Origin of the sequence: Isoptericola halotolerans (genome assembly GCF_003003075.1) — a bacterium.
GTDB classification, from domain to species: domain Bacteria; phylum Actinomycetota; class Actinomycetes; order Actinomycetales; family Cellulomonadaceae; genus Isoptericola; species Isoptericola halotolerans_A.
Genome location: NZ_PVTX01000009.1, coordinates 128,128 through 145,254 on the forward strand (window position 1 = coordinate 128,128; position 17,127 = coordinate 145,254).

Here is a 17,127-nt window from a genome sequence, read left to right on the forward strand (position 1 = left end):
GCTGCTCACACGTCCCAGTCTGTCACGGTTCGCGGGGCGCCCGGCGCACGGCCCGGCACGGTCCCGGACGCCTGCCGGGCGACGACCATCCGGGGCCGGCCGGTGAGGTCGGCACGGGTGGTCGCGTCGACCAGCCCCGCGCCGGCCGCCGTCGCGCGGGCCTGCTCGGCCTGGACCTCGGCGTGCTCCATGACGTAGAGCCCGCCGGGCCGCAGCAGCCGGACGGCCGCGGCCGTCACCCCGCGCGGGACCTCGAGGCCGTCCGTGCCCAGCCCGTAGAGGGCGACGGCCGGGTCGTGGTCCGCGACCTCCGGGTCGTGCGGTACCGCGCCCGGCGGCACGTACGGCGGGTTGGAGACCACGACGTCGACGGTCCCGTCGAGCTCGGTCAGGGCCGTGCGGGCGTCGCCGCGCACCAGGTGCACGACGGCGGCACCCCGCTGCTCCGACGTCGCCTCGACGTTGCGTGCGGCCCACCCGTGGGCGGCGGCGTCCAGCTCGACGGCGTGGACCACCGCTCCCGGCACCTCCGTCGCGACGGCCAGCGCGATCGCGCCGGACCCGGTGCACAGGTCGACGACGACGGCGCTGCCGCGGTCGGCGACGGTGCGGGCGGCCGCGTCGATCGCCACCTGGGCGACCTCCTCCGTCTCCGGACGGGGCACGAACACCCCCGGCCCCACCGCCAGCTCGAGGTGACGGAACGGGGCGAGCCCGGTGAGGTGCTGCAGCGGCTCCCGGCGGGCGCGGCGCGCCACGAGACGGTCGAAGCGTGCGGCGACGGCGACGGCGTCCGGGGTGCCGCCGTCGGGCGCGACGGGGGCGTCCAGCAGCGCCCGGCGCCGCACCTCGCCCCGGTCGACGCCGAGCACGTGCGCGAGCAGGACCTCGGCGTCCACCCGCGGCGACGGTACCGCGGCCGCGGCGAGCGTCCCCGTCGCCGTGCGGAGCAGGGCGGCCGTGCGCAGCTCCGGCACGCGTGGGTCAGGCATCGCCGGCCGCGGCCAGCCGGGCCGCCTCGTCGGCGTCAATCGCCGACTGCACCACCGGGTCGAGCTCCCCCGCCAGCACGTGGTCGAGGTTGTACGCCTTGTAGCCCGTGCGGTGGTCCGCGATGCGGTTCTCCGGGAAGTTGTAGGTGCGGATCCGCTCCGACCGGTCGACGGTCCGGATCTGCGACCGGCGGATGTCCGCCGCCGCGGCGGCCGCCTCCTCCTGCTGCGCGGCGAGCAGGCGCGCCCGGAGCACGCGCATCGCCTGTTCCTTGTTCTGCAGCTGCGACTTCTCGTTCTGCATCGACACGACGATGCCGGTCGGCAGGTGGGTGATGCGCACGGCGGAGTCGGTCGTGTTGACGGACTGACCACCCGGGCCGGAGGACCGGTACACGTCGATTCGCAGGTCGTTCGTGTCGATCTCGACCTCGCCGGGGTCGTCGACCTCCGGGAAGACGAGCACGCCCGCGGCCGAGGTGTGGATGCGGCCCTGCGACTCCGTGACGGGCACGCGCTGCACCCGGTGCACGCCACCCTCGTACTTGAGGTGGGCCCAGACGCCGTCGCCGGGGTCCTGCGGCGTGCCCTTCGACTTGATCGCGACCTGGACGTCCTTGTACCCGCCGAGCTCGGTGTCCGTGGCCTCCAGGACCTGCGTGCTCCAGCCGTGGCGCTCGGCGTACCGCAGGTACATCCGCAGCAGGTCACCGGCGAAGAGCGCGGACTCGTCGCCGCCCTCCCCCGCCTTGATCTCGAGGATGACGTCGCGGCCGTCGTCCGGGTCGCGCGGGACGAGCACGCGTCGCAGGTGCTCGGCCGCGCGGTCCAGCGCCGACCGCAGGTCCGGCAGCTCGGCGGCGAACGACGCGTCGTCGCGGGCCAGCTCGGCGGCCGCCTCGGCGTCGTCCCGTGCGGCCTGCCACCCCCGGTAGGCGCCGACGACGCGGTTGAGCTCGGCGTACCGCCGCCCGAGCGTCCGGGCGCGCCCGGCGTCGGCGTGCACCGCCGGGTCCGCCAGCGCACGCTCGATCTCGGCGTGCTCGGCGAGGAGCGGCTCCGCCACCGCGAAGTCTTCCGTCACGTCATCTCTTCTCTCTCGTCATGGGCACGAGCGGTCCCGTACCCACGGTGCGGAGACACGACAGCGCCGGTGGTCCGACGTCCGACTGCCCCTGGAGAGGTTGTCGGGCGGACCACCGGCGCTGCGGGGTGGCTACTTCTTGCCGTAGCGGGCCTGGAACCGGGCGACGCGGCCACCGGTGTCCAGGATCTTCTGCTTGCCCGTGTAGAACGGGTGGCAGGCGCTGCAGACGTCGGCGGCGATCTTGCCGGACTTCTCGGTGCTGCGCGTGGTGAACGTGTTGCCGCAGGTACAGGTCACCTCGGTGACGACGTACTCGGGGTGGATTCCGGACTTCATGATGCTCCTTGGTGTGATGCCGCCGGGTCGCCTCGCAGGACAGCGAGCCGTGAACCGGTCGGCCGACGAACCATTGTGCCAGAACGCGTGCGCGCCTGGAGTATTCCCCGCTGTGATGACGTCGAGCGACGTCAGACGGTCTCCCCGGGGTCGTCGTGCGACAGACCCGCCGGCGTCGTCTTCTGCACGTGCAGGAGGAACTCGACGTTGGTCTTGGTCTTGCGGAGCTGGCCGAGCAGGAGCTCGATCGCCTGCTGCTGGTCCAGCGCACCCATGACGCGCCGCAGCTTGTAGACGATCCCGAGCTCGTCCTTCGACAGCAGGATCTCCTCGCGGCGCGTGCCGGACCCGTTGACGTCCACCGCCGGGAAGATCCGCTTGTCCGCGAGGTTGCGGGACAGGCGCAGCTCCATGTTGCCGGTGCCCTTGAACTCCTCGAAGATCACCTCGTCCATCTTCGAACCCGTCTCGACCAGCGCGGAGCCGAGGATGGTCAGCGAGCCGCCCTCCTCGATGTTCCGGGCGGCGCCGAAGAACTTCTTCGGCGGGTAGAGCGCCGCGGCGTCCACACCACCGGAGAGGATGCGGCCCGACGCCGGAGCAGCCAGGTTGTAGGCGCGCGACAGGCGGGTGATGGAGTCGAGCAGCACGACGACGTCCTGACCCAGCTCGACGAGACGCTTGGCGCGCTCGATGGCCAGCTCGGCGACGATCGTGTGGTCCGAGGCGGGGCGGTCGAACGTCGAGGCGATGACCTCGCCCTTGACCGTCCGCTCCATGTCGGTGACCTCTTCGGGCCGCTCGTCCACGAGCACCACCATGAGGTGGACCTCGGGGTTGTTCGCGGTGATCGCGTTGGCGATCTGCTGCATGATGATCGTCTTGCCGGCCTTGGGCGGCGACACGATGAGACCACGCTGGCCCTTGCCGATCGGGGCGACGATGTCGATGACGCGCGGCGTGAGCCGGGTCGCCTCGGGGTTCTCCAGGCGGAGCCGGTCCTGCGGGTACAGCGGCGTGAGCTTGGTGAACTCGGGCCGCTGGCGCGCCTCGTCCGGCGTCATGCCGTTGACGGAGTCGAGCCGCACGAGCGCCGCGAACTTGCTGCGCACGTTCTTGCCGGTCTGGGTGCCGCCGCTGGGCGGCTCCTCGCCCTCGCGCGGCTGACGGATCGCGCCGACGACGGCGTCACCGCGGCGCAGGCCCGACTTGCGGACCTGGTTGAGCGAGACGTAGACGTCCTTCGGGCCGGGCAGGTAGCCGCTCGTACGCACGAACGCGTAGTTGTCGAGGATGTCGAGGATGCCCGCGACGGGGATCAGGACGTCGTCGTCGCGGACCTCGACCTCTTCGGGGCCGAGGTCGGGGGCGTTGCCGCCCCGACCGCCACCCTGGCCGCCGCGGTTGCGCTTGCGGTCGCGGCCGCGGTCGCGCCCCCGACGGCGGCGCGAGCCGTTCCGGTCCTGCGGGTCGCCGGGACGCTGGCGGTCGTGCTGGCCCCGGTCGTCGGCGTCTGCACCCTGGTCGGAGCCCTTGGTGGCGGTCGGGCTGCTCTGGCCGCCCTGACCGGCGCCCTGGTTGGGCTGCCGCTCGCCCCGCTGGCGCTGCCCGCGCTCGCGGGGTGCGGCCACGGCGTCGGCCAGCTCGGCGAGGCGCGCCTCGCGGTCCGCGCCGCTCTCGCCGGACGCGCTGCCGCCGGACCGGTCGGTGCCGGTGTCGACCGAGGAGCCGGTCGGGCGCGTGGCGCGCCGGCGGCGCTGGCCGGACTCGGCCTGGGCATCGGTGCGCACCGTCGGCGTCCCGGTGGACGCCGCCGCGACCGGAGCGGCGGACGAGGCCTGCTCGACGGCCGGGGCCTCGGCCACGGCGGGGCCACCCTGCTGGGCGGGACGCTTCTCGGTGGTGGGCTGCGAGCCCGACGCGCCACCACGCTTCGCGCGGATGGTCTCGGCGAGGTCGCCCTTGCGCATGCGGCTCGTGCCCTTGACGCCCATCTGGGACGCCAGCGCCTGGAGCTCGGCAAGCTTCATCGAGCTCAGGTTGTCGGTGGTGTTCGTCACGAAGGACCCTTCCCCCTCGTATGCGGTCCGGCGGTTTCATCCGCACGGACCGGGGTGGTGGGCGTCCGGGCGCAGGGGGGCGCCTGGACGCGGAACCTCACGTCAGTGGTACGACGACGTCGGCTGACGGGGTTGCTGTCGGCCTTCTGCACGGGACGTCGGTAGCGATGTGGCTGCCGCCGCGCCCTGACACTCCCGGACTGCGACGATGCGCGCGTGAGCGCGGCGCAGGGTGGGGTGGGTGCCGTCGTGGTCGATCCTGAAGGCTTGCTTCATGCTATCACTCATGCGGCAGGCTCCGACACGTGGTGCCGGACGTGTCGATCGCCGGGTGCCCGACGTGCCAGCCGGCACCGCCGCGCGGATCGCCCAGCAGGTCGCGCAGCGCCGACTCGAGCTCCGGTCCGGCGTCGGCGGTGGTGAGCACCAGCACCGTGGGTCCCGCTCCCGAGACGGTCGCCGCCAGCCCGGCGGCGCGCAGCGAGCGGACGAGCTCCGCCGTGCCCGCCATGACCCCGGCCCGGTACTCCTGGTGCAGCCGGTCCTCGGTCGCGTCGAGCAGCAGCTCGGGACGCCGCGCGAGCGCCTCGACCAGCAGCGCGGCACGGCCGGCCGTGAACGCCGCGTCGGCGTGCGGCACGTGCCCGGGGAGCACGCCCCGCGCACGGCTGGTGGCGAGCCGGACGTCCGGGACGAGCACCGTCGCCCGGATCCGCGGGTCGACCTCCAGGTCCACGGCACGGGGCCCGTCCGCACCGGACCACGCCAGCGTGGCGCCGCCGCGCAGCGCCGGGGCGGCGTTGTCCGGGTGACCCTCGAACTCCGTCGCGACGCCGAGCATCGTCCGGGCGTCGAGCGCCTGCGGGTCGGCGAGCAGTCCGCGTGCCGCCACGATCCCCGAGACGACGGCCGCCGCGGACGATCCCAGGCCACGACCGTGCGGGATCCGGTTCGTGCACCGCAGGTGGACCCCGGTCAACGGGGCCCCGGCGAGCTCGAGGGTGTGCTGCAGCGCCCGGACCACGAGGTGGTCGGCACCGCCGGGCACCTCGCCGGCGCCCTCCCCCGCGACGTCGACGCGGACCTCGTCGCTCGCGACGAGCTGGACCTCGATCTCGTCGTACAGCCCCAGGGCGAGGCCCATCGCGTCGAAGCCGGGCCCCAGGTTCGCGCTCGTGGCGGGGACGCGGACCAGGACGTGGTCGGCTCCGAGCCTCATGTCACTCCAGCCCGAGCGCGTCCGCGACGGACACGACGTCGGCCGACACGCGGGTCGGCGTGACCTCGCCGCCGTCGAGCGTCCGCAGCGCCCACTGCGGGTCCTTCAGCCCGTGCCCCGTCACCGTGATCACGACACGGGCACCGGCCGGGACCAGTCCGCGCTCGGCGCGCGAGAGCACCCCGGCCACGCCGGCCGCCGACGCCGGCTCCACGAAGACGCCCACGTCGGCCGAGAGCACCCGGTGCGCCGCGAGGATCGCCTCGTCCGACACGGCCTCGATGACACCGCCGGAATCGTCGCGCGCGACCTCCGCCTGCGCCCAGGAGGCCGGGTTGCCGATCCGGATCGCCGTGGCGATCGTCTCGGGGTCGACGGGATGACCCTTGACGATGGGTGCCGCGCCCGCCGCCTGGAACCCCCACATCGCCGGGGTCCGGGTGGCGACGGCCTGCGGGGCCGCCCCGGGGCCCTCGTCGCTGGTGGGGATGCCCGCGTACTCGCGGTAGCCCTTCCAGTAGGCCGTGATGTTGCCGGCGTTGCCCACGGGCAACGCGTGGATGTCCGGGGCGTCACCGAGGGCGTCGACCACCTCGAAGGCCCCCGTCTTCTGCCCCTCGATGCGGTCGGGGTTCACGGAGTTCACCAGCTCGACCGGATAGGCCTCGGCGAGCTTGCGGGCGACCACGAGGCAGTCGTCGAAGTTGCCGTCGACCTGGAGCAGCCGGGCACCGTGGGCGACGGCCTGGCTCAGCTTGCCCATGGCGATCTTGCCCTCGGGGACGAGGACGGCGCAGGTCATGCCCGCCCGGGTCGCGTACGCGGCCGCGGACGCCGAGGTGTTGCCCGTCGAGGCGCACACGACGACCTTCGCGCCGCGCCCGGCCGCGGCCGACATCGCCGTCGTCATGCCGCGGTCCTTGAAGGAGCCCGTCGGGTTCATGCCCTCGACCTTGACGTACACCTCGGCACCCGTGCGCTCCGAGAGCGCAGGGGCCTCGACGAGCGGGGTGCCTCCCTCCCCCAGGGTGACGATGCTCGCGGCGACGTGGGCCGGCAGGCGGTCGGCGTACTCGGTGATGACACCCCGCCACTGGTGTGCCGGCATTCTCAGACTCCCTCGACTCGCAGGACGGACGTGATCTGGCGGACGGGCTCGAGCCCGTCCAGGGCCGCGACGGTCGCGGCCAGCGACGCCTCGCGGGCGGCGTGGGTGGTGATGACCAGACGCGCGACCGGTTCGGTCTCCTCGGGCTCGACCTCCGCGGCCGGCTCGGAGGCGGGCTCCGCCTCGAAGGACGCGGTCAGCGCCTCGCTCTGGCGCACCGTGTCGATGGAGACGCCGTGGTCGGCGAGGACGCCGGCGACCTGGGCGAGCACACCGGTCCGGTCGGCCACCTCGAGACGGACCTGGTACCGCGTCACGGCGGCGTCGGCCGACAGCACCGGCAGGGAGGCGTAGGCCGACTCGCGCGGCCCCTTGCCGCCCACCAACCGGTCCCGGGCGGCAGAGACCAGATCGCCGAGCACGGCCGACGACGTGGGCCGGCCACCGGCACCCTGCCCGTAGAACATCAGCGGACCGGCGGACTCGGCCTCCACGAAGACGGCGTTGAACGCGCCGCGGACGGCTGCCAGCGGGTGGTCCGTCGGCACGAGGGCGGGGTGCACGCGAGCCGCCACACCCTCCGACGTCCGCTCCGCGATGGCGAGCAGCTTGAGCACGTAGCCGGTCCGGCGCGCCCAGTCGACGTCGTCGCGCGTGATGCCCCGGATGCCCTCCCGCGCGACCTGGTGGATCGAGACGCGCGTGTGGAACGCCAGGGAGGCGAGGATGGCCGCCTTCGCCGCGGCGTCGAACCCGTCGACGTCGGCCGTCGGGTCGGCTTCCGCGTACCCGAGCTCCTGGGCCCGCTTGACGACGTCCTCGAGGTCGAGGCCCTGGCTGGTCATCTCGTCCAGGACGTAGTTCGTGGTGCCGTTGACGATGCCCAGGACGCGCTGGACCTGGTCCCCGGCGAGCGACTCGCGCACCGGCCGCACGATCGGGATCGCGCCGGCGACCGCCGCCTCGAAGGACAGGTCGGCCCGGGCGTCGTCCGCCGCCTCGAACAGGACCGGTCCCTGCTCGGCGAGGAGCTGCTTGTTCGCGGTGACCACGCTGGCGCCGCGGGCGAGGGCGCTCAGGATGAGGGTCCGGGCCGGCTCGATGCCACCCATCAGCTCGACCACGACGTCGGCCTGGGCCACCAGGCCCTCGGCGTCCTCGGTGAGCAGCCCGGCCGGGATCCCCTCGCGCGGCCGCGAGGCGTCGCGGACCGCGATACCGACGACCTCCAGCGGGGCGCCGGCCCGCGCGGCCAGCTCGGCGGAGTTCTCGAGCAGCCCGCGCGCCACCTCGGTCCCCACCACGCCGCACCCGAGCAGGGCGACCCGCAGGGGTCGCGCCTCGGGCCGCGCGGCGCCCGACGACGCGGGCGCGGGGGGCTGGTCAGCTGCAGCAGGCACGAAACCACCTTGGTCGAGATCGGGAGGACGTGGCTCAGGATAGCCACGCCCGGCGGACGGCGGCCCACCGTCCCGCATGGTGGGGCCGTCGTCCGGGCCGCGGGTCGGGCCGTCGGCCCGTTCGTCAGCCGAGGTCGAGCCCGAGGAGGTCCTCGAGCGTCTCCCGGCGGACGAGGACGCGGGACGCGCCGTCCGCCACGGCCACCACGGGTGGGCGCGTCAGCCCGTTGTAGTTCGAGGCCATCGACCGGCCGTAGGCGCCGGTCGCCGGGACCGCGAGCAGGTCGCCGGCCCGCACGTCGGCAGGCAGCATGACCTCGTGCACGACGACGTCCCCGCTCTCGCAGTGCTTGCCGACCACGCGGGCCAGCACCGTCCCGGCGGCGGACGCCCGGCCCACGACCTCCGCGTGGTAGTCCGCGCCGTAGAGCGCCGGGCGGATGTTGTCGCTCATGCCGCCGTCCACGGAGACGTACAGGCGGGTGAAGGTCGCACCGGCACCGGGGTCCTCGGCCGGGGCCGAGACCGTGACGGGCTTGACCGTCCCGACCGTGTAGAGGGTCAGCCCGGCCGGGCCGACCACCGCACGCCCCGGCTCGATCGAGAACCGCGGCAGGGGCGTGCCGAGCTCGCGGGAGACGGCCGCGACGGCCTGCGCCACCGAGACGGCCACCGGTGCCGGCTCGAGCGGCTCCTCACCCGGCAGGTAGGCGATGCCGTACCCCCCGCCCAGGTCGACCTCCTCGACGAGCGCCCCGGTGCGGGTCGCCAGGTCGGCGCGCAGCTGCAGCACCACGCGCGCCGCCGCCTCGAAGCCCGACGGCTCGAGGATCTGCGAGCCGATGTGCGAGTGGATGCCCAGCAGGTCCAGCTCGGGCCGCGCCACGACCGCCTCGAGGGCCGCGAGCGCCGGCGAGGTGCCGCCGTCCGGCCCGGCGTTCACCGACAGCCCGAACTTCTGGTCCTCGTGGGCCGTCGAGATGTACTCGTGACCGCCGGCATGGACGCCCGTGGTGACGCGCACCATGACCGGGGCGACCACCCCGCGCGACGCCGCCAGGTCCGCCACGCGTTCGATCTCCACGAGCGAGTCGACGATGAGCCGGCCCACGCCGGCGTCGAGCGCGGCGAGGATCTCGGCGTCGGACTTGTTGTTGCCGTGCAGCCCGATCGCGGCGCCCGGGACGCCGGCCCGCAGCGCGACCGCGAGCTCACCGCCCGAGGCGGTGTCGACGCGCAGCCCCTCCTGCGTGGCCCAGCGCGCGACGGCGACCGTGAGGAGCGCCTTGCCGGCGTAGTAGACGTCGACGCCGGCACCCACCTCCGCGAAGGCGGACTCGAACGCCGTCCGGTAGGCCCGCGCCCGGGCGCGGAAGTCGGCCTCGTCCAGCACGTAGGCCGGGGTGCCGTGCGCGGCCGCCAGCTCGCTCACCGGGACGCCGGCGACCTCGACCTCGCCGTCCGCGCGCCGTCGGACGCCCGACGACCACGGTGCGCCCGCCGCGCCCGGACCGCCCACCGGGAGGACGGCGGACCGGCCGGCCTCCGGCGCGGCGCTCACATCCGCTCCGGCGCGGTCACGCCGAGCAGGCCGAGGCCGTTGGCCAGCACCTGACGCACCGCGTCGTTGAGCCACAGACGCGTGCGGTGCAGGTCCTCGACCGGCTCGTCCGGGTACGGCAGGACGCGGCGGTCCTTCTGCTGGTACCACGTGTGGTAGTCACCGGCGAGCGCCTCGAGGTAGCGCGCGACCCGGTGGGGCTCGCGGAGCTCGGCGGCCTGCGCCACGATCCGCGGGAACTCCGTGAGCCGGCCGAGCAGCGCCGCCTCGGTGGCGTGGTCGAGGAGCGCCGGGTCGAACCCGTCCGCGCGGGACACGTCGCGGTCGGCCGCGTTGCGGTCCACCGCGCACGTCCGCGAGTGCGCGTACTGCACGTAGTAGACGGGGTTCTCGTTCGTGGCCCGCGTGAGCAGGTCCAGGTCGAGGTCGATGGTGGAGTCGACCGACGACCGGGCGAGCGAGTAGCGGGCGGCGTCCACCCCGACGGCGTCAACCAGGTCCTCGAGCGTGACGACGGTCCCGGCCCGCTTCGACATCCGGACCGGCTGGCCGTCCTTCACCAGGTTGACCATCTGGCCGATGAGGAGCTGGAGGTTCGTGCCCGGCGTGTCGCCGAACGCCGCGCAGACCGCCATCATGCGCCCGACGTACCCGTGGTGGTCCGCGCCGAGCATGATGATGACCTCGTCGAACCCCCGCTCGCGCTTGTCGAGGTAGTAGGCGATGTCACCGGCGATGTAGGCGGCCTCGCCGTCGGACTTGAGGACCACGCGGTCCTTGTCGTCCCCGAACTCGGTGGTGCGCAACCACGTCGCGCCGTCCTTGTCGAACATCCGGCCGGCGTCCCGCAGCCGGGCGACCGCACGGTCCACCGCGCCGGACTCGTGCAGCGAGTCCTCGTGGAAGTACACGTCGAAGTCGACGCCGAAGTCGTGCAGCGAGGCCTTGATCTCCCCGAACATCCGGTCGACGCCACGGGCCCGGAAGACCTCCTGGGCCTCGGCGTCGGGCAGCTCGCGCGGGTCGGGCTCGCCGGCGGCCACGGCGTCGGCGATCACCGCGTCCGCGATCTCGGAGATGTACTGGCCGCCGTAGCCGTCCTCGGGCGCCGCCTCGCCCCGCGCACGCGCGAGCAGCGAGCGTGCGAAGCGGTCGATCTGCGCGCCGTGGTCGTTGAAGTAGTACTCGCGTGCCACCTCGGCGCCGCTCGCCTCGAGCACCCGGGCCAGCGAGTCGCCGACGGCCGCCCAGCGCACACCGCCGATGTGGATGGGCCCGGTCGGGTTCGCGGAGACGAACTCCAGGTTGACCCGCTTGCCGGCCTCGGAGTCGCCGCGCCCGTAGGCGCCGCCGGCCTCGACGATCGTGCGCGCGAGCTCACCGGCCGCCGCCGCGTCGAGCGTGATGTTGAGGAACCCCGGACCGGCGACCTCCACGGCCCGGACGCCCGGCGTCGCACCCAGCCGGGACGCGAGCTCCTCGGCGAGCGCTCGCGGCGAGGTACCCGCCTTCTTCGCGAGCTGCAGCGCCACGTTGGTCGCCCAGTCGCCGTGCTCGCGCTGGCGGGGTCGCTCCACGTGCACCGACGCCGGGACCGCGTCGGCGGGGAGCGCGAGGGCGCCGTCGGCCACGGCCGAGGCGAGGGCGGTGCTGAGTGCTTGCGAGAGCTCGTCGGGTGTCACCGGGGGATTCTATCGGCCCGCCCACGGCGACCTGCCAGCGTCTCGCGACCCTGTTTCCGACCTGCACACCCACGGTGATAGTCTCGGTCACCGTGCCGAAGGGTCGCCCCGTGCGAGCCGTCCGGTACCCGCGCCTGTAGCTCAGTGGATAGAGCGTCTGCCTCCGGAGCAGAAGGTCGGGGGTTCGAGTCCCTCCAGGCGCACCGCGGAAGGCCCGTAGCGCGAGAGATCGCGGTGCGGGCCTTCGTCGTCCCCGGGCGAGACTCAGGACGAGGCGCCGGACCGGCCGCTTGGACGCCGTCGCACCCGCACGTTAGGTTCCAAGCAGCAGTCGACGACGACGACGCGTGGCTCCGCACGACCCGGCGGTCCGCGCGACCACAGCTCCCCGCGACCCGGAGGACCCATGATCGACCACACCGTGCGCACCTACGGGGCGGACGAGCCGCTGGCCCGCACCGACCAGCTCGCCTGGAAGATCGCGGAGGTCGCCACCGAGCAGAGCGACCCCACCGACGCCGTGACCGACATGGTGATCAACCGCGTCATCGACAACGCCGCCGTCGCGACCGCGTCGCTGGGACGCGCCCCGATCCTCGCCGCCCGCGCCCAGGCGGAGGCGCACCCCGTCTCGCGGGGCGGCGCCGGCGCCACGATCGTCGGCAGCCGCGAGCGCACCAGTCCCGAGTGGGCGGCCTGGGCCAACGGCGTCGCCGTGCGCGAGCTCGACTACCACGACACGTTCCTCGCCGCGGACTACTCGCACCCGGGCGACAACATCCCGCCGATCCTGGCCGTCGCGCAGCACCTGGGCCGCGACGGCGCGGACCTGCTGCGCGGGATCGTCACCGGCTACGAGATCCAGGTCGACCTCGTCAAGGGCATCTGCCTGCACGAGCACAAGATCGACCACGTCGCCCACCTCGGCCCCAGCGCCGCGGCGGGGATCGGCACCCTCCTGGGGCTGCCCACCGAGACGGTCTACCAGGCGATCGGGCAGGCCCTGCACACCACCACCGCCACGCGGCAGTCCCGCAAGGGCGAGATCTCCACCTGGAAGGCCCACGCGCCGGCCTTCGCGGGCAAGATGGCGATCGAGGCCGTCGACCGGGCCATGCGGGGCCAGACCTCCCCCAGCCCGATCTACGAGGGCTCCGACGGCGTCATCGCCTGGCTGCTCTCGGGCTCCGAGGCCCGCTACACCGTGCCGCTCCCGGAGCACGGCGAGCCGCGCACCGCGATCCTCGAGACCTACACCAAGGAGCACTCCGCCGAGTACCAGGCGCAGGCGTGGATCGACCTCGCCCGCCGTCTGGGCCGCGAGCGGCCCGAGCTGCGCGAGCCGCAGGCCGTCCGCTCGGTCGTGCTGCACACCTCGCACCACACCCACTACGTCATCGGCTCCGGGTCCGGCGACCCGCAGAAGTACGACCCGACCGCCAGCCGCGAGACGCTCGACCACTCGATCCCCTACATCTTCACCGTCGCGCTGCAGGACGGCGCCTGGGACCACGTCGACAGCTACGCGCCCGAGCGGGCCGGACGGCCCGACACGATCGAGCTGTGGCGCAAGGTCACCACGGCGGAGGACCCGGAGTGGACCCGCCGCTACCACTCGGCCGACCCCGCCGAGAAGTCGTTCGGCGGACGGGTGGAGATCGAGCTGGTCGACGGCGAGCGGGTGGTCGAGGAGATCGCCGTCGCCGACGCCCACCCGCTCGGCGCACGTCCCTTCGCCCGGGCCCAGTACGTGCAGAAGTTCCGCACCCTGGCGGACGGCGTGCTCGCCCCGGAGGAGACCGAGCGGTTCCTCGACCTCGCGCAGCGCCTGCCGGAGCTCACCGCCGACGAGCTCGCCGGGCTGACCGTGACGCCGGCCGACGACCCGGCCGCCCGTGCCGCCGTCGTCCCCGGGATCTTCTGATGCTGTACTCGACGCTCACCCCGGCGGCCAAGCGTGCCGCGTTCCGCGAGCGCCTGAGGTCCGGGGAGCTGCTGCAGCTGCCCGGCGCGTTCAACCCGCTCTCGGCGCGGCTGATCGAGACCAAGGGGTTCGACGGCGTCTACGTCTCGGGCGCGGTCGTCGCGGCCGACCTGGGCCTGCCCGACGTCGGGCTCACCACCCTGAGCGAGGTCGCCGGACGCGCCGGTCAGATCGCCCGCATGACCGACCTGCCGACGCTCGTCGACGCCGACACCGGCTTCGGCGAGGCCATGAACGTGGCCAGGACCGTCCAGACGATGGAGGACGCCGGCGTCGCCGGTCTGCACATCGAGGACCAGGTCAACCCCAAGCGCTGCGGCCACCTGGACGGCAAGCAGGTGGTCGACGACGCCACGGCGCTGCAGCGCATCCGCGCGGCCGTGACGGCTCGCCGCGACGAGAACCTGCTGATCATGGCCCGCACCGACGTCCGTGCCGGCGCCGGGCTGGAGGTCGCGATCGAACGGGCCCGCGCGCTCGTCGACGCCGGCGCCGACGCCGTCTTCCCCGAGGCGCTGCGGGACCTCGACGAGTTCGCGGCCGTGGCCGCCGCGCTCGACGTGCCGGTCCTGGCGAACATGACGGAGTTCGGCAAGTCCGAGCTGTTCACCGCCGACCGGCTGCGCGACGCCGGGGTCGCGCTGGTGATCTACCCCGTGTCCCTGCTGCGCCTCGCGATGGGCGCCGCGGACCGCGCGCTGGACGACCTGCGGACCGAGGGCTCCCTCGCCGCGCAGGTGCCGCACATGCAGACCCGCGCCGAGCTCTACGAGCTCCTCGACTACCCGGCGTACAGCACGTTCGACGCCGGCGTGTACGACTTCTCCCTGGAGACGCACCACAGCCACCACCGCCCCGAACGTCGTTGAGAGCGAAGGAGCACCGATGACCGAGCCCCGCACCGAGCCCGACGTCCGCAAGGGCCTGGCCGGAGTCGTCGCGGACACCACCGCGATCTCGAAGGTCGACCCCGAGACCAACTCCCTGCTGTACCGCGGCTACCCGGTCCAGGACCTCGCGGCGAGCCAGCCGTTCGAGGCCGTGGCCCACCTGCTGTGGCACGGCGAGCTGCCGACCGGGGCGGAGCTCGCCGAGCTCGAGCGGCTCGAGCGCTCCCTGCGGCCGATGGACGACCGCACCCGGCGAGCGATCGACGACGTGCCGCTCGAGGCGCACCCGATGGACGTGCTGCGCACCGCGGTCAGCCAGCTCGGCGGCCTGGACGACACCCTGGGACGCCCGGACGGCGTCCTCGACCCCGAGCTCAACCAGGGCCGCGCCGTCTACCTCTTCGCCCAGCTGCCCGGCATCGTGGCGTACAGCCAGCGCCGACGGCACGGCCTGGAGCCCGTCGCACCGCGCGACGACCTCGACTACGCCCGCAACTTCCTGTGGCAGACGTTCGGCGAGGTGCCGGACGACGCCGTCGTCGACGCGTTCCGCGTCTCCCTCGTGCTGTACGCCGAGCACTCCTTCAACGCCTCGACGTTCACCGCGCGGGTCATCGCCTCGACGCTGTCCGACGTGTACTCCGCGGTCACCGGCGCCATCGGTGCGCTCAAGGGCCCGCTGCACGGCGGTGCGAACGAGGCCGTGATGCACGCCTTCGCCGAGATCGGCACCGCCGACCGTGCCGAGGCGTGGCTCGACGAGGCGTTGGCCGCCAAGCGCAAGGTCATGGGGTTCGGCCACCGGGTCTACCGGCACGGCGACTCGCGGGTGCCCTCGATGAAGGCCGCGCTGGACGCCCTCGTGGCGCACTACGACCGCCCGGACCTCGCAGACCTCTACGCGGCGCTGGAGTCCGCGTTCGTCGAGCGCAAGGGCATCTACCCGAACCTCGACTACCCCGCCGGCCCGGCCTACCACCTCATGGGGTTCGACACCCCGACGTTCACGCCGCTCTTCGTGGCGGCACGCGTCACCGGCTGGACGGCGCACGTGGCCGAGCAGCAGGCCGCCAACTCCCTCATCCGCCCGCTGTCGCAGTACGTCGGCCCGGAGCGCCGCGAGGTGCCGCCGCAGTAGTGTCGGGACCATGTCCACGAGCTACTCCGACTTCGAGTTCGAGCGCCGCTTCCTCGTCCGGCGGCTGCCGGACGTGCTGCGCGACGCCCCGTCGCTCATCGTCCAGTCGTACTTCCTGTCCGACGGCGGGTACGCGCTGCGTGTGCGCGTGCAGGCCGGCGGCGTCGACGCCGGTGTCGACGCCGAGAGCGACCCGGCCGAGATCATCGACGCCCACCGGGAGCAGTTCGACTTCGCCGCCGTCACCGTGAAGGGCCCGTCGGCCGGCGGCACCCGCTACGAGGCGGAGCGGCAGCTCGACCCTCTGGTCGGCGTCGAGCTGGTCCGGCGGGGCGGCGCGCGCGTCGTCAAGACCCGGTACGCGGTGTGGCTGGGTGCGGACGGGTGGTCCGTCGACGTCTTCGGCGGTGCCAACAGCCCGCTGGTCGTCGCCGAGTGCGAACGCTCCGGACCGGTGACCGGGCTGCAGATCCCCGACTTCTGCGTCACCGAGATCACCGACGACCGCCGGTTCTCCAACGAGTCGCTCGCCGTGGAGCCCTACGGGGAGTGGGCTGCCGAGCACGCCCGGGAGCTCGCGCGCACCGGACCGCGGTTCCGGGACGACTTCGGGGAGAACCAGCGGCTCGAGTCGCCGTAGCCGCTCCCCCGGCTCAGTGCCAGGTGGAGACTTCCTCGACCCCGGCCCGGTACTCCCAGTGCCACGGCTCGTACTTGCCCGACCCGCCGCGCTGGGCCCACGGCGGATTCTCCCAGCCGTAGGCCGGGGCGTTGTCCCAGAGCCACTTGTAGACCTCGGCGCTGCCCGTCTCCTTGGAGCACAGGTCGATCGCCAGGCCCCAGCCGTGCATCGACGTGCCCGGCGTCGCGGCGAGGTACCCGCGACTCGCCTTGACCGAGTACTGCGAGGAGAGCGACCGGTAGCTGTCCACGAGGCAGAGGTCCCGGCCGAACCGCGCGCGGAACGCCTCGTTGAGGGCGCTGAGGGAGACGGCGGCGTCGGGGCGCAGCTGTTCGCCGCTCTGCCACAGGTCGCACAGCGAGTGGTCGGTGAGCTGCCCGTTGGTGCCCACGACCTCGGTGTTGGCGTCGCAGTCGGGCAGCGGGTCGCGCTCGGTGGTCCGGCTCGCGGCCGCGACGCTGCGCTCGCGGGGTGCCGCCGCGATGGCGGCCGCCGTCCCCGGCGTCTGCGCACCCGACTGCAGCAGCGCCAGGGTGGAGGGTCCCGTGGGCGCCGTCTCCAGGTCGAACGGCGAGCGCTCGTCCGCGTCCGCCGCACCGGACAGCGGCACCGCGATGGTGGCCGCCGCCAGCGAGCCGAGGACCGTCACACGGGTGACCCAGGTGTGCCCGGCCGGTGCGGCGTGCGCGCCCCGACCACGGCCCTTCGCCGTGCCGGTGGACCGACGGCGCGTGGTGCGGCCGGAGCGACCCTCGGCCGCCTCACGGATCTCCCGCCGGGAGCGCGGAGCGGGGGCGTCGCCCTGGGACGTCGTGTCCACGCCACCTCCGTGCCTCTCGCCGCGCGCGAGCGCGCGGCACCTGCTGGAAACTGCTCGAGCTGTCGGTCAGACGTCGTGCCCGACCTGCGAGGCGACCTACGACGCCGAGCGCCGCGGTCGATCCGTGACCGCACCCTAGCGGTGACGTGGCCCACGGCCAAGTCCCCG

At 73.9% G+C, this 17,127-nt stretch carries 14 protein-coding genes and 1 tRNA gene; 5 read left to right on the top strand and 10 right to left on the bottom strand.

Annotated features, from left to right (window positions below; translation table 11 throughout):
• Positions 1-5: 5 nt before the first annotated feature.
• The 9 genes from prmC to argS all read right to left on the bottom strand — a co-directional run bounded on the left by prmC (position 6) and on the right by argS (position 11,445).
• On the bottom strand, positions 6-992 hold the full coding sequence (gene prmC, locus BCL65_RS13620) for a peptide chain release factor N(5)-glutamine methyltransferase (RefSeq protein WP_106268915.1): 987 nt from the start codon (positions 990-992) through the stop codon (positions 6-8).
• Complete coding sequence (gene prfA / locus BCL65_RS13625; RefSeq protein WP_106268917.1) at positions 985-2,076, bottom strand: peptide chain release factor 1; 1,092 nt, start codon at positions 2,074-2,076, stop codon at positions 985-987. The genes prmC and prfA overlap by 8 nt, the downstream gene beginning before the upstream one ends.
• Positions 2,077-2,208: 132 nt before the next feature.
• Complete coding sequence (gene rpmE / locus BCL65_RS13630) at positions 2,209-2,415, bottom strand: 50S ribosomal protein L31 (RefSeq protein WP_106268919.1); 207 nt, start codon at positions 2,413-2,415, stop codon at positions 2,209-2,211.
• 131 nt (positions 2,416-2,546) lie between these two features.
• Positions 2,547-4,475, bottom strand: coding sequence for a transcription termination factor Rho (gene rho / locus BCL65_RS13635; protein ID WP_106268921.1), 1,929 nt, complete (start codon positions 4,473-4,475; stop codon positions 2,547-2,549).
• A 280-nt stretch (positions 4,476-4,755) separates the two neighbouring features.
• A complete protein-coding gene (thrB, locus tag BCL65_RS13640; protein WP_106268923.1) occupies positions 4,756-5,694 on the bottom strand; it encodes a homoserine kinase in 939 nt (312 codons plus the stop codon).
• A gap of 1 nt (position 5,695) precedes the next feature.
• On the bottom strand, positions 5,696-6,802 hold the full coding sequence (thrC, locus tag BCL65_RS13645) for a threonine synthase (RefSeq protein ID WP_106268925.1): 1,107 nt from the start codon (positions 6,800-6,802) through the stop codon (positions 5,696-5,698).
• A 2-nt stretch (positions 6,803-6,804) separates the two neighbouring features.
• A complete protein-coding gene (locus tag BCL65_RS13650; protein ID WP_374956682.1) occupies positions 6,805-8,202 on the bottom strand; it encodes a homoserine dehydrogenase in 1,398 nt (465 codons plus the stop codon).
• A gap of 124 nt (positions 8,203-8,326) precedes the next feature.
• Positions 8,327-9,721, bottom strand: coding sequence for a diaminopimelate decarboxylase (lysA, locus tag BCL65_RS13655; protein WP_243401063.1), 1,395 nt, complete (start codon positions 9,719-9,721; stop codon positions 8,327-8,329).
• Positions 9,722-9,759: 38 nt separating this feature from the next.
• Positions 9,760-11,445 (bottom strand): arginine--tRNA ligase, encoded by a 1,686-nt coding sequence (argS, locus tag BCL65_RS13660; protein ID WP_106268930.1) that lies wholly within the window; start codon positions 11,443-11,445, stop codon positions 9,760-9,762.
• Positions 11,446-11,575: 130 nt separating this feature from the next.
• Between argS and BCL65_RS13665 the strand changes: the two genes are divergently transcribed.
• From BCL65_RS13665 to BCL65_RS13685, 5 genes are all read left to right on the top strand, one after another.
• Positions 11,576-11,648, top strand: a tRNA-Arg gene (locus tag BCL65_RS13665).
• A gap of 203 nt (positions 11,649-11,851) precedes the next feature.
• Positions 11,852-13,369: an MmgE/PrpD family protein gene (locus BCL65_RS13670; RefSeq protein ID WP_106268932.1), complete on the top strand. Its 1,518-nt coding sequence runs from the start codon at positions 11,852-11,854 to the stop codon at positions 13,367-13,369.
• Positions 13,369-14,298, top strand: a complete 930-nt coding sequence (gene prpB / locus BCL65_RS13675; RefSeq protein WP_106268933.1) for a methylisocitrate lyase — start codon at positions 13,369-13,371, stop codon at positions 14,296-14,298. The genes BCL65_RS13670 and prpB overlap by 1 nt, the downstream gene beginning before the upstream one ends.
• A gap of 16 nt (positions 14,299-14,314) precedes the next feature.
• Positions 14,315-15,457, top strand: coding sequence for a bifunctional 2-methylcitrate synthase/citrate synthase (locus tag BCL65_RS13680; protein WP_106268935.1), 1,143 nt, complete (start codon positions 14,315-14,317; stop codon positions 15,455-15,457).
• Positions 15,458-15,467: 10 nt separating this feature from the next.
• Positions 15,468-16,097 (top strand): CYTH domain-containing protein, encoded by a 630-nt coding sequence (locus BCL65_RS13685; protein ID WP_106268937.1) that lies wholly within the window; start codon positions 15,468-15,470, stop codon positions 16,095-16,097.
• 13 nt (positions 16,098-16,110) lie between these two features.
• Here BCL65_RS13685 and BCL65_RS13690 read toward each other — a convergent pair whose 3' ends face one another.
• Positions 16,111-16,959: a M15 family metallopeptidase gene (locus BCL65_RS13690; RefSeq protein ID WP_106268939.1), complete on the bottom strand. Its 849-nt coding sequence runs from the start codon at positions 16,957-16,959 to the stop codon at positions 16,111-16,113.
• Positions 16,960-17,127 lie beyond the last annotated feature (168 nt).